The sequence below is a fragment of the Candidatus Saccharibacteria bacterium genome (assembly GCA_016191105.1).
Classification (GTDB): Bacteria; Patescibacteriota; Saccharimonadia; order CAILAD01; family BJGX01; genus JACPPH01.
Window position 1 is genome coordinate 115583 of the sequence record JACPPH010000002.1, and the last position, 13078, is coordinate 128660.

The 13078-nt window shown below is 48.1% G+C and carries 10 protein-coding genes; all 10 read right to left on the reverse strand.

The annotated features are described in order from the left end of the window. Window positions 1-273: 273 nt before the first annotated feature. On the reverse strand, window positions 274-2925 hold the full coding sequence (locus HYX70_00840) for a type IV secretory system conjugative DNA transfer family protein (GenBank protein MBI2797830.1): 2652 nt from the start codon (window positions 2923-2925) through the stop codon (window positions 274-276). Window positions 2926-2976: 51 nt separating this feature from the next. After that, window positions 2977-3999, reverse strand: coding sequence for a hypothetical protein (locus tag HYX70_00845; GenBank protein ID MBI2797831.1), 1023 nt, complete (start codon window positions 3997-3999; stop codon window positions 2977-2979). A 114-nt stretch (window positions 4000-4113) separates the two neighbouring features. After that, window positions 4114-6399 carry a type I DNA topoisomerase gene (topA, locus tag HYX70_00850; protein MBI2797832.1) on the reverse strand — a complete coding sequence of 762 codons (2286 nt, stop codon included), beginning with the start codon at window positions 6397-6399 and terminating at the stop codon, window positions 4114-4116. Between the two features lie 257 nt (window positions 6400-6656). After that, window positions 6657-7208: a hypothetical protein gene (locus HYX70_00855; GenBank protein MBI2797833.1), complete on the reverse strand. Its 552-nt coding sequence runs from the start codon at window positions 7206-7208 to the stop codon at window positions 6657-6659. Between the two features lie 166 nt (window positions 7209-7374). After that, the gene (gene dprA, locus HYX70_00860; protein MBI2797834.1) at window positions 7375-8226 is read right to left on the reverse strand and encodes a DNA-protecting protein DprA; all 852 of its coding nucleotides are present in this window, start codon (window positions 8224-8226) and stop codon (window positions 7375-7377) included. A gap of 700 nt (window positions 8227-8926) precedes the next feature. Continuing rightward, window positions 8927-9157 (reverse strand): hypothetical protein, encoded by a 231-nt coding sequence (locus HYX70_00865; protein ID MBI2797835.1) that lies wholly within the window; start codon window positions 9155-9157, stop codon window positions 8927-8929. Window positions 9158-9365: 208 nt separating this feature from the next. Beyond that, window positions 9366-9923: an aminoacyl-tRNA hydrolase gene (locus HYX70_00870; GenBank protein MBI2797836.1), complete on the reverse strand. Its 558-nt coding sequence runs from the start codon at window positions 9921-9923 to the stop codon at window positions 9366-9368. Continuing rightward, window positions 9920-11242, reverse strand: a complete 1323-nt coding sequence (gene der, locus HYX70_00875; GenBank protein ID MBI2797837.1) for a ribosome biogenesis GTPase Der — start codon at window positions 11240-11242, stop codon at window positions 9920-9922. The genes HYX70_00870 and der overlap by 4 nt, the downstream gene beginning before the upstream one ends. After that, entirely contained in the window at window positions 11239-12369 is a 1131-nt protein-coding gene (locus tag HYX70_00880) for a D-alanyl-D-alanine carboxypeptidase (protein MBI2797838.1), read from the reverse strand. The genes der and HYX70_00880 overlap by 4 nt, the downstream gene beginning before the upstream one ends. Further along, window positions 12369-13067 (reverse strand): rRNA pseudouridine synthase, encoded by a 699-nt coding sequence (locus HYX70_00885; GenBank protein ID MBI2797839.1) that lies wholly within the window; start codon window positions 13065-13067, stop codon window positions 12369-12371. The genes HYX70_00880 and HYX70_00885 overlap by 1 nt, the downstream gene beginning before the upstream one ends. Window positions 13068-13078 lie beyond the last annotated feature (11 nt).

Sequence of the window (13078 nt, forward strand, 5' to 3'; positions counted from 1 at the left end):
CAAAAAATATAAAAATCGTTAAATTACGCTTATACTCAATAGTCATAGATGCATGACGCAAAAGGTATATTGTGCGACATATGACATTAGTACTTGTAGGCGTATTAACCAGCATCTTTTGAGGTACGGATTGCGGCAGCACGGCCACATTTCTTCGCTGCAAGTAGCTATATACTAACATACCTTAGATCATCGCCTGTGAGATTTATTTATAACAACTAATTACCACGGCGCAGCTGCTTTTTATATGGCTAGCTAGCCACCAGCCAAGACCTATCTGTTACTCTTGCTACGGCGCTTGCGCGAACGTGAACTAGAACCAGATCCGCCGTGCTCTCTTCGGGATTTTAGCTGCTCGCTATATTTCTTAGGCTCAATCCCGGCTAAGTTCGGTTTGTGTTCATAGACGGGGATTTGAGGCTGCTTAGGCTTTTCGGAGTTTTCGCTCCCCCGGCTTTCGGTCTCGTCTTTTTTGCCAAAACCACTCCACTTGGCGATATCGGTCTCAACCTCAGCTTTAGATTTACTATAATGCGCCCTGGACTGCTCAATAATGGTCCGGGTAAAGTCGTGTGGCGGCTTGGGGCCATTAAGGGTTCGGGCACTAAATGGTAGCGAAGTTTCGCCGTCGATACTCATGGTTACATAGACGTTCTGAATGCCCAAATTTACCAGATCGGCTGGTTCAAAGACTGGCTCAAAGTATTTAGCCAAATAAGTGGCGTCGTCGGCTCCGACTCTGAAGGTTATCATACTGCCAACGTTGCCAAACACGGCATCTTTGACCTCATCGGGCATTTGAGCAATGTACTGGTTGGCCATGGTTAAATACAGCCCATATTTGCGGGCTTCAGACAGAATTACAGCAAAACTCTCGGTGGCAAAGTTCTGGAACTCATCGACATATAAATAGAATGGTCGGCGCTCTTCAATATCGGCAATGTCAGCCCGACTCATAGCCTCAAGCTGGATTTTGGTGATCATCAAGGCGCCCAATATTCCCGCATTGTCCTCACCAATTTTACCGCGGCTTAAATCGACCACCAGTATCTTACCTTCGTCCATCATTTTTCGTATATTAAAACTTGAGCTGCTCTGACCAAGCACGTTACGCACCAGCGGGTTGGCGGTAAAGGCACCAACCTTGTTTAGCACCGGTGCAACTGCCTCCGAGGCGAACTTGTCGTTCCAGCTAGCAAATTCATTGACCCAAAAGGCCTTAACCACTGGATCCTTCACGTTGTCAACCACCTGTTTGCGATAAGCTTTATCGGTCAGCATGCGGGTTATACCGAGCATGGTGGAGTCGGGCGATTCTAGTAGCGCCAACAGCGTAAAGCGCAAAATGTGCTCGAGCCTCGGGCCCCAGCTGTCACCAAACATTTTTTTGAGTACACCCACTATTTCGCTGGCCACACTGTTGCGCTTGTTTTCGTCGTGTACCTCCATCGGGTTAAACCCGATCGGGAATTCGGTGTCAGCTGGATTAAAGTAAACTACATCGCCAATCCGGCTTTCGGGTATAAACTTCATAATGTTCTGAGCAAAATCACCGTGCGGGTCGACGACCGCAAAGCCCTGATTTTGATATAAATCCGACAAGGTTAGCAATTCTAGCAAATAAGACTTGCCCACGCCCGATTTACCAACTATGTAGAGGTGGCGCTTACGATCGTCACGCTTGATGCCAAACTTAACGTGAGCCTGACGAAACGTGGTGCTACCTATTAGGCTTAGATTGTCGGCACTAGTGTTTTGTAGGGTTGGCAGATTAGCAGGCGGCTCCCCCACCTTGGTGGATGTATAGACTACGCCTGGTGTCTCAACTGAAACATGTGGTAAGTGGTACAGGCTGGCTAGCTCCTCGATGTTTAAGACATAACCACTGCCCTCAAATAGCCTAGCTTGGTAGGCTTTAAGACCATCCTCCCCGGCCCGTATGCCATTGTTGGTAAAGCCATTTAGGTTTATGGTGTTAAACTGTTTAAAACCGCCAATTAAAGCCTGCATACGTGATTTGGCAGCAGCATCATTATCGCCTAGATAGCAGATACGGATCTTCACACCATAGCCTAATTTTTGAGCCTTGGTTTCAACAGCCGTATTAATGGTAGTCTGGCCAGGGCTAAGCTCTTTTTTGTCTTTTTTCTCTTCCTTTTTGCTCTCGGCTGGCGGTTTGAAGGCAGCGTTAAATAGTGCGCCTACAAATGCAAATGGTGCACTCAAGGCCTTTTGTTGCCAGTTATCAAAAAACTTAGCTGCCTTGCCATTGCGTATCTCGTCGACATAGGCAATTGAGCGAGCGTGCCAGCCGTCATCAATTGGCTTTAGCAAGAACTGGACCCACATTTCTTCGGTTTCACTCAAGGAGGCCAAGACGGTTGTTAGGCCGGCCAGTGGATCTACCTCGAAGGTTAGAAAGGTGCGAATTGGAAAAATGTCGTCTTTGGTAAGTACAGCCTCTGTGGTATAGGCAGTTCGTTCTCTCACGTCGGCTCGCGAGTAGTCGGCGTCCATAGTAAAGATTTGAACGGTTGGGTATTGAGCGTAGATTTGGCTCTCGACATAATCCTTCAGCTGTTTGGGCACCCAAACATAGAAGTGAATCATATTGCCTTGGCTGGCAAACTCAAAGCTAATGTGGTCTTGGATGGTGTTCTCTTTGTTAATCTCGGCAGAGGGGCGCAATATGCCGTGCAAACTAGCAAACATTTGCTCGGCCGAGAGTTCCTTTTTCTCGTTGTTTTTCGGCACTATTATCTGCAGCACAACGTGCTCGGTATTGATAATGTTTTCGGCTTTGCGATTATTGCGCCAAATCAAATACATCAGGAAGGCTGCTATCAGAGTCCAGCCCCAGTATGTAAATAAGACGGCGCCAATTACACCGAAAATATTAGAGATGATGGTTGTAATGGCTGACATAAGAATTTTGGGTGATCAAACGGCCCCCTAGCAGCCTATAGCTATTAAGCTTTAAGCTGATTTTTTGAGACCGTAAATGCCCTTACCGACACGCTCGAACTGCGGTTTTTCCTGCAGGTTGAGCACAATGGTGCTGGGCTTAACCTGGCGACGGGCCAAAACCCGCTCAATGATTTGGTCTTTTGGTAATGGCGACTCAGCCTTCAATACCTCTTCTATGATATCAGCAACAGTGCCGGCTTTGTAGCCCCACTCTGAGAGCGCATAAATGCCTCGACCAATCAGTACGAATCGGCTATCTTTAATTAGCTCGTTGTGTACAGCCTGGGTTGTAACAGATTTAGGGTTGGCCTTGAGCTTGCCGATAGAATGAGCGATCTCGGTGAAGTGCATAGGTCGACTGGCCTTTTTGAGCACCAGATATATCTTGTCGCGGATACTACGAGGATTTACCTCGGGCCACTGGCTCAGGCCCCACAGGTCATCTAGGTTGGAAATGTTGTGAGCTGTTAAAGCTAATTGCTGCATAGCTTCAGATTTATGTGGGCCATCAATTCGAGCCATCACCTTGTCGAACTTAACTGGCTTACCTAGATCGGTTACGACATCTACTAATTGACTATACAGCTTTGCCAAGTCACGTTCTGAATAGATTGAGGCGTCGAGCACCAGATGAATATGATGATCAGTTTTGTCAACAAAGTAAAACCCCGGGTTCAAACGGATTAAGAAACTGACACGTGGGGCTGATCCACTGGCAGCTTGGAGTTGGTTTAGTAAGACGTCAAAACTGATTATGCCACCGTAGTTAGCCATAATCTGTTGGAGCCGGGCTGTTAGCTCGTGATCATGCTGACCCTGCTCGCGAATTCGCATGAGAGCAGCCTTCTCTATCTGGCGGACGCGCTCACGAGTAATACCCAGATCCTGACCAATTTCTTCAAGAGTTTGAATTCGACCGCCAGTAATACCAAACCGACGCCGCAAAATCTCTCGATCGCGATCCTTCTTGAGTGCTTTAAGTGACTGTTCAATTAAGGCGTTAAGCTGTTCGGGCTGAATACGATTGTTCATAGTTGTATCACTCTAAATTATGAATGTCGGCCAAAACTTGTAGCAGACAAAAACTTAAGACAGTTAAGATTATAACATCTAAAGCGCTTTTGGTCAATGATTTTTATAATGTTTTTACTTTTTTCCAAATCGTTTAGGTTTGGTCTTGGCTTCGGCAACCAGTTTTTGGCATTCCTTAAGGCTAAGTTTTTTAGGGTCTTTGTCTTTTGGTACCTTGGCATTGGTATTGCTATCGGTTACATATGGCCCATAACGGCCGTTCAACACCTGCAAGCCTTCGTCAGCGAAATCCTGGATAATTCGCTCGCGCTCCTGTTTTTGCTTGGCGGCAATAAGCTTGCGGGCCGTAGTCTCATCTATTTGAAACGGATCTTCACCTTTAATCGACACAAACATCTCACCAACCTTTACGTAGGGTCCAAAACGGCCAATATTGGCAGTAATCTCTTCGCCCTTGGCAGTTGCACCGACTTTTCTGGGCAACTTAAACATTTCTAAGGCTTCTTTTAGGCTTACCTCGTCGATTTTTTTACCTTCTGGCATTGGCGCAAACTTAGGCTTTTCGTCGTCTTCGGCTTGGCCTATCTGGATCATGGCGCCATAGCGGCCCATTCTGGCAATTACTGGCTTGCCAGTTTTGGGGTCATTGCCAAGCTTTCGACCCTGGTTGGCCTCGTGTCGGCTGATATCTTCAGATTGCTTGATTAATTTGTGAAACGGCTTATAAAAGTCCGCGATCATCTTGTTCCACTGTTCTTGGCCTGTGGCAATTTCGTCGAACTCCTTCTCGACCTTGGCGGTAAAGCCATAATCGACAACTTCTGGGAAAAATTTAACCAAAAAGTCGGTTACTACCAACCCGGTATCTGTTGGCACCAACTTATTTTTGTCGGCACCATAAGTTTCTTCGACTTGTGTTCGGTTTATATTCTTGGCCTTGAGCTCCAGTTCCACTACCTCGCGAATTTTACCCTCTATTTCGCCCTTTAGCACGTATTCACGAGCTTGAATGGTTGAGATGGTTGGTGCATAGGTGCTAGGTCGGCCTATGCCCTCCTCCTCGAGTTTTTTAACCAGGCTAGCTTCGGTATAGCGAGCGGCTGGCCGTTCAAAGCTCTGGCGCCCCACAATCCTTATTAGTTTTAGGGTTGCGCCTTCTTTGAGTGGCGGTAGTAATTTATCTTCTTTTTTATCGCCATAAACTTTCAGAAAACCATCAAACAGCACGATCTCCCCTTTGGCCACAAAGCTTTTATCGGTTTTGTCGGTAGTGATAGTTACAATAGTGCGTTCCAGCTTGGCATCGGCCATCTGAGTAGCTAGGGCTCGAGCCCGGATAAGCTTGTATAGCTTGGTTTGGCGCTCATCAGCTCCAGCCGTCTCTAAGCTCATATCGGTTGGGCGAATGGCCTCGTGGGCTTCTTGAGCGCCAGCTGACTTAGTTTTGAAAGCCCGCTGCTCTACGTAATCCTTGCCATATTTCTTTTCTATATAACCGGCAGCCTGCTTAACCGCAATAGCCGAAAGATTGACCGAGTCGGTACGCATGTAGGTAATGTGGCCAGCCTCATACAATCGCTGCGCTAAGGTCATGGTTTGGCGCACCGAAAAGCCTAGGCGGGTGCTGGCAGTTTGCTGCAACGTTGAGGTGGTAAATGGCGCGCTGGGTGATTTTTTACCAGGCTTTTGCTCGAGTCCAGATATCTTCCAGCTGGCATCTTTTACCGACTCCAGAAACTTTTGAGTAGCCTTTTCATCTGGCAGCTTTTCGCTGAGTTCGGCTTGCAGCACGCCATCTTTACCTAGATCGAACTCAGCTGTAACCTTAAAAAAGTCCTTGCTCTCGAACTTCTCGATCTCGCGTTCGCGCTCGACTATTAAGCGCACCGCGACCGATTGCACTCTACCGGCGCTTAAGCCCGGTCGGATCTTCTTCCACAGTACGGGGCTGAGCTCGTAACCTACCAGTCTATCTAATACTCTACGGGCCTGCTGTGCGTCTACCAGGTGTAGATCAACCTTGCGGGGGTTTTTTATGGCCTCTTCAATAGCTGGTTTAGTAATTTCATGAAATACAATCCGTTTGGTGGTCTTTTCGCTCAAGCCCAAGGCTTTGCACAAATGCCAAGCTATAGCCTCACCTTCGCGGTCTTCGTCGGTGGCCAGCCAGGCGGTAGTGTTTTTATCAATAGCCTTTTTAAGTTTGGCTACCACCTCGGCTTTATCTTCTGGCACCACATAGGTTGGCTCGAAATCTTTTTCGACATCGATCTCTAACCCACTTTTGGGCAGATCGCGTATGTGGCCGTAGCTCGAAAGCACCTGGTAATCTTTACCTAGGTACTTCTCGATGGTTTTGGCTTTGGCGGGACTCTCTACTATTACAACGTTTTTTGGCATACTATTCGATAATGCTAATGGTTAATTAAAAATTATGCAAGCACTTGAGGGCATACAAGCCTGTCCCGCATACGATGCTGCTGTAATAACAGGATGGAATTCGTTTTACAGCAAATTGATGTGCGGCGATACAGCACTATATATGAATGTGTATATTTTTGTCAAATTAATGGCCTAAAATGCGAACACCCCACAACGGGGCGGGATGTCCGCAGGTCGTGGGGCGTATGTTGGTGCGGCACGGTGTCGCGTGCTGGCTACTCGCCGGCTAGCTTGAGGCCTCGGCCCCCCAAGACGTAGACGATGGTGTCGATGTCTTCGTTGAGGAAGCCAAGGTTCAGCATGTCCTCGGAGGTGTGAGCTCGCAACTGATCGATGCTGCCGATGCAGTTGTGGTGTAGCCGACGATGGACGACCCTGAGGGAGCTGTCCGGCACGCTTGGGTTGTCCTCGGCGCTGAACAGCTCGTCGATCTCGGCGAAGGCTTCGACGTAGACCACGGCGTTCAGGAAGTCGGCGTAGCGCTTAGCGATTGGTAGGCAGTCCGTGCCGGCCTGGAGTACGACCTCGGGGTCCTCGTGCTGGACTCGAACCTCGAACCAGTCCAGTTGTACCTGGGCGAGACTGAAGCCTTCGATGTCGGCCAGTTCGTCGCGCAAGGCCTTGACCTTGTCGTTGAGCCGCGCCGTCTGACGCTCAGGGTCTTGGTAGATCCATGGCCGCCCAGAGTGAAGGCCGGGCTTGGTTTCGCTCAGCAGGCGCCAGAACGGGCCCGGGACCTGAAGCTTTGCTTCACTTTCTGTGTCCATTCGCGGTCTCTCTTTCTTTGAGTAGTTGGTTTGATGGCGCGAATCTTGTACAGCGTACCATATAAGCGTTAAAAAGTCAATAGTTTGTCATCCTGAACTGTCTCAGAATTTCTAGATTCCGGATCCTGAGCATAGATTTCCGGTCCGGAATGACGCTATGGGCTAGCTACACAGCCAGCCACTGACCGGCACCCATGGAGCGGATTTTGCCGGTGATCTCCATAAGGCTTAGTATTGTGGCGACTTGGGCGGCCTCTAGCCCTGTAGTGTCTATAAGTTCAGCTGTGCTGCAGCTATGTTCGGCTAGAATATCGAGTATTTGAGCTTCCTCTTTGCTATCAGCTTTGACGGTCGGTTTTTTGAGCAAGCCACTTTGTAGGCCCAAAAGGTCTAGTACATCGGTAGCGTCGGTAATGGCATGGGCACCGTGCTTTATTAGATTATTAGGTCCGGCCGAACGTGGACTGGTAATGTTGCCGGGCACAGCAAACACATAGCGATTGTTGGTTAAAGCAAAATTAGCGGTTATGAGGGTGCCCGATTTGGCATCGGCCTCGGTAATAATTACCCCAAGAGATATGCCTGCTAGTATGCGATTGCGAGCTGGAAAGTTAAACTTTTGGGTGGCTAATCCTGGCTCATATTCCGAGATAATGGCTCCGCCCTGCTCTAATATCTGCTCGCCAAGCTTTTGATTGCCAGCCGGATAAATACTATCAATGCTGTTGCCAAGCACGGCAATGGTCTTGCCCTTGGCATCGAGCGCAGCTTTGTGGGCTACGGCGTCGAGGCCATAAGCCAGACCACTAACAATGCAAAAGCCGGCCTTGGCTAGATCATGAGCAATTCTATAGGTTTGCTGGCGACCGTAATCACTGGGCTTGCGGGTGCCCACCACCGTAATCATTGGCAGTTCAGGGATTTGCCCACGTACATAGAGTTTTTTGGGCACGCTTGCAATATCACGCAAAAGTGGCGGAAAGTACTTGCTTTTATAATCTACTTCTTGTATATTCATATTCTACCGCTAACCTGCATAGCATAAGCGTCATTAAATTTCTTGTGGTTAGAGCTATTGACAAAGTAGTGCTTGTGTGATACCATACTTGCGATCTTGAAATCAGATATTTCCTTCGTAAAGGGAGTACTCTGCTACTCGAGAGTCAACCTAAAACTCACCCTCCTTTTAGGTTCTCGGTAGCAGATTACTCCCTTTAATTGCCACGGTCTATAGAATAATTTTTGAGGCCGCAAAATCCCATTCGGGGGCATTAAAGGGTGTGTAAAACAGACTAGTTCGATTCGTACGGCTAGTCTGTTTTATTTTGTGTTGTTTTTCATTTTTAAAAATACACACATAAATTACTCATGGCTGCAGATACTGCAGCGCAATATATTTACCATACCCCACTTTGTTAACAACATGCGAGCATGGAGCGTTTTTAAATTTTGATTTTGTTTGCGCCAGCGGCGCCAAGGTGCTACGATCGCTACATTTTTAGTATAAATTATAGCCGAACAAAAAGCAAACAGTTTATAGCAACAAATTCGAAGGAGCCCACAAAGTGAGTTCCTTCGTGAGCCAATCGATAGTCGGCTACCAGGGTGAGTTCGAGATCCAGCGACCGGTGGTGAACAAGGTGGTTTGCAAGCTATGGCAGTAGTGATACCATAGCCCCGAGCGGGCGTGGCTGGGCCGCCACAGCCGGCCGCACCACCTACAAGGGCTGTTCACGCAGCTGGTCGAATCCGACGACGTTGGCGCATGGCTGTCCGTGGAACTGAACAATGGCTGACTCCTCTCCTGCTTGGGGGTATTCCCCGGCTTGGGTGTAGCGCACCAAGTTGGCGTTAAGGATGCTCTCTCCTAAAGACGGTTCGAGCTGTAGCTGACAATTGGGCTGCCACATCTTCTGAGTCTCCTCACCCTCGCAGGTTCTTACCTTCACACTGACCAGCACGTGCCCGGGGCTGGTGAGCATGACTGTGCAGAGCACGCCAGTGGTGAGTGGAAGGCAGTCAACTGCCTCGTGTACGGCCGCTTTCATGAGTGCCTCCTGGTTGTTTGGTACGACTTCTTAACTAGCATAACTACCAGCAGGTAAAAAAATAAGTAATACGTTTTGACTCAACGCGGTTTGAGTGAAAAATATTTAACTATAGCGAGCTAGAGGTGTGTTCCACGCCTTCGGCAAAAGCTTTTTTGATTAGCCCTTCGGTTTGGGCAATTACACCTGGTAGCTGTTCCTCTTCGGCCTGGCCAAAGCGTTGCAACACATAGTCGTGAGCGCCAATCTTGGCTAAATTATTGGTCTTAATACCGATTCGAAAACGCACAAAGCTCTCGCCAACTTTGTCGATAATGCTTTTAAGCCCATTGTGGCCACCACTGCTGCCACCAATTCTTACCCTGACTTTGCCGAATTCCAGGTCTAGATCGTCAGAAACTACCCAAGTATCGGTATGGGTTAGTTTATAAAAATGGCTTAGAGCTTGCACGGCCTGGCCAGAGTCGTTCATAAAGGTTGTTGGTTTAGCTAAAACAACTTTTTCGTCGCCGACTTGAAATTCAGAGATTTCGGCCGAAAACTTAGAGCGCTCGTAGAATTCAAGCTCTTTTAGTTTGGCAATATGATCGACCACCATAAATCCCAGGTTGTGGCGAGTTTTGGCGTATTCAGTTCCGGGGTTGCCGAGTCCGACGATTAATTTCACTTAGCTTCCTTATACTTACTCTTGTACTCTATTGTAATTGGTACGCCGTTAAGATCATAGCCAGAGCGCAGGCGATTCTCTAAGAACCTGGTATAGCTCCAGTGCATGAGCTTAGGATGGGTGGCAAAAATTGTAAATATTGGCGGTCTAGTGCCCGTTTGGGTAATGTAGTTCACCTTGGGCCGCCTGGTTTTTACCGCTACCGGTGGTTGCTTGGCGTTGGCCTCAGCCAAGAATTTATTAAGAGTCGAGGTGGTTAACTTAAAGTCGAGGCGTTTGTGAATGTCTAATATCATATCTTGCAGCTGATTAAGATTTTGCTTTTCGTGGGCCGAGGTGAAAATAAGTGGTGCCCACCACACAAACTGTAGCCGCTTAGCAATTACGCGCGACAGGCGTGCCATGGTGGTGCTGTCTTTGTCTTGCACAGAATCCCACTTGGTTACAACCACAATCAGACCTTTCTTGGCTTCTTTTACGATGCCTAATATGTGTTGGTCTTGAGCTGTGGCTGGTTCGTTGGCATCTATCAATGCAAGACAGATATCGGCCTGCTCAACGGCTTTTTTGCTACGCAAACTTGAATAATACTCAATGTCGCGACCAATTTTGCCAGGTTTACGAAGCCCGGCGGTATCGAAATAATGAATTTTTTGACTGTGATAAGTTAGCTCAAAGTTATTAACATCGCGAGTGGTACCGGCTGTGCTGCTAGTAATAGCCAGTTTATTGCCGGCTAGCGCGTTCAAAAGACTACTTTTACCAACGTTTGGGCGACCCAAGATAGCTACCTGGATAGTTGGCTTTTCGGCCTTTTTAGCTTTGGGTATCTTGCTAGCAATGTAATCAAGCAAGTCCCCCGTTCCCTGCCCATTTAGGGCTGAAACTTTGAATTCAACATCAAAACCAAGCCTGTTAAATCTGTCTTGACTCACTAACTTTTTATCCGACTCCGCCTTGTTGATTGCCAAAACCTTCGGTTTACCTGTCTTATGAACTGTTTTAGCCAAGGTTTGATCGGCTTGCCCCGGCTCAACCGTGCCGTCTACCAGTAATAAAACCAGATCCACCTCGCCCAAGGTTTTCTCCAGTTGTTCCATAGCGGCAATTTTGATTTCACCGTCGGGCTTGGTGTAGCCGGCGGTATCGATTACCTCAAACTGTTGATTTTGCCATTCTGCCACGCCGCGGTTTAGATCGCGCGTAGTATGGGCCGTATCCGAGATTACCGCTTGATTACTGTGCGTTAAGCGGTTAAATAGTGTAGATTTGCCAACATTGGGCAGACCCACGATGGCAACTTTTGGCAACGACTTCATTGTGCAACCCTCCCAGCCGTTGCAAGATCAGCCGTCATTGAGCTTATTCTGGCATTAAAGCAATCAGCAAGTGAAGATAGCTTTGATACTCGGTGTTCGAGGACTGTTTGAGCCCCGACGGCACCGTCGGGGCGAGTTCCACAAGAACCCGAAGTTAAAGCCATCTGAATGCTGCTGAATTGTGTCCATGCCGGCAGTTTTGGCTTAACTTTTTGCTGCCAAAAAGTAAGTCGGCCGTTCAGGCCGAAAGCTGAGTCTTGTCCTGTGCGGACAGCACTTCTTTGTGGCCAAAGAAGCAAAGCCTCCGACATAGGCTCAAAGATCAAACACTGCCCGGCCTTGTCTGTAAACCCCGTTTTAATACCATATATATAGGGCACGCTCAGGTCTTGATTGGTAGTGGTTAGTTTGTACTGTTTGCCACTCTGAGCGGTGATTGTACTTTTTTGGGACTTTATAGTATCGCGAAACATCTTGCTATTCAAAAGTATACTGCTTAGCTTTTGCAGATCTTTGGCTGAGGCATAGTGGTTGGGCGTGTCTAGACCGCTAACGCTATTAAACTGACTATTTTCTAAGTCCCAGGCTTTGGCTGACTGGTTCATTTTGGCCGTAAAACCCTCGATCGAGCCAGCATCCCAGACAGCCAAAGCATTGGCGCTGTCGTTGGCTGATTGGATTAGCAGCGCTTGTAACATCTGCTCAACTGTAAACTTCTCGCCCGGCTGAAACCCTAGAGCCTCATCAGCCGCGCCCAGAGCTGGTAAGCCGTCTGGAATTGTAACTACATCATCTGGTTTGTGCGATTGCATTATTACCAGTGCGGTCATAAGCTTGGTTAGCGAAGCCATGGGCAGCTTGGCGTTGTCGTTTTTTTGGTACAGATATTTGCCACTACCTACATCGTAAACAAGGGCGGCCTTGGCGGCAACGGCTGGATCGGTAGCACTGGCTTTGCGCTCAGGCATGGGCTGGTATTTAGCGGCCTCAAAAACTTGGCTGTAGTTAAGCTTGCCAGCCGAAGACAGCGAGGTCAACCAATCTTGAGCTTTAGCTATCAGCCCGTTGGGGCTAATTTGAACCTGCACAACTATCAGTAGCAACACCAACCAACTAACAACAAACACTACAAAACCTCATTGGGCTTAATAATTTTGTGTTTCCCTGTGCCCAAATTACTCAAGCTCAACCCCCCCAAAGACACTCGCTCCAGAACCTTTACGGTGTAACCCAGGTCGGCTAAGGTGCGGCGGATTTGGCGATTACGACCCTCATGCAGGCTAAGCCGCCAGCGCGTAGAGGTGATTTTGCTCAAACTATCAAACTTGCTAATTCCGTCATTGAGCTTAACACCCATAACTAGCCTTTTTTGGTCACCGGCCGCCAGTGGCTTATCGAGGCCTACTACATATTCCTTGGGCTTTTGGGTTGAGGGGTGGCTAAGCTTTTGCACCAAGTCTCCATCGGAGCTTAAAATCACCAAGCCAGAGCTATCTTTGTCGAGACGACCGGCGATCTTAAGGTGCGCAAAATTCCGAGGCAGCAGGCTAAAAATAGTTGGACTATCGCCCTGTTGGGCGTGCGAGCAAATATAACCAACCGGCTTATTGAGAGCCACAACTAAACCACTATCGTGAAACTTGGCCCCACGGCCAGTTACAGAAACAATATTATTGCTAGTTACGGTGGTGGCTAGGTTATTGATGGTTTTGCCGCCAACTCGAACCTTGCCAGAGCTAATTAACTCATCGCCAGCCCGCCGGGAGTTTACAAAACCTAGTTGCACCAAGCGCTTATTAAGTCGAATTTTTTCTGGCTCGCTCAACCTACCCTCCA

Coding starts and splice junctions, on each gene's coding strand:
- HYX70_00845 (MBI2797831.1), bottom strand. CDS start 3,999: ATGAACAATCGTATTCAGCCCGAACAGCTTAACGCCTTAATTGAACAG.
- dprA (MBI2797834.1), bottom strand. CDS start 8,226: ATGAATATACAAGAAGTAGATTATAAAAGCAAGTACTTTCCGCCACTT.
- HYX70_00840 (MBI2797830.1), bottom strand. CDS start 2,925: ATGTCAGCCATTACAACCATCATCTCTAATATTTTCGGTGTAATTGGC.
- der (MBI2797837.1), bottom strand. CDS start 11,242: ATGAAGTCGTTGCCAAAAGTTGCCATCGTGGGTCTGCCCAATGTTGGC.
- topA (MBI2797832.1), bottom strand. CDS start 6,399: ATGCCAAAAAACGTTGTAATAGTAGAGAGTCCCGCCAAAGCCAAAACC.
- HYX70_00855 (MBI2797833.1), bottom strand. CDS start 7,208: ATGGACACAGAAAGTGAAGCAAAGCTTCAGGTCCCGGGCCCGTTCTGG.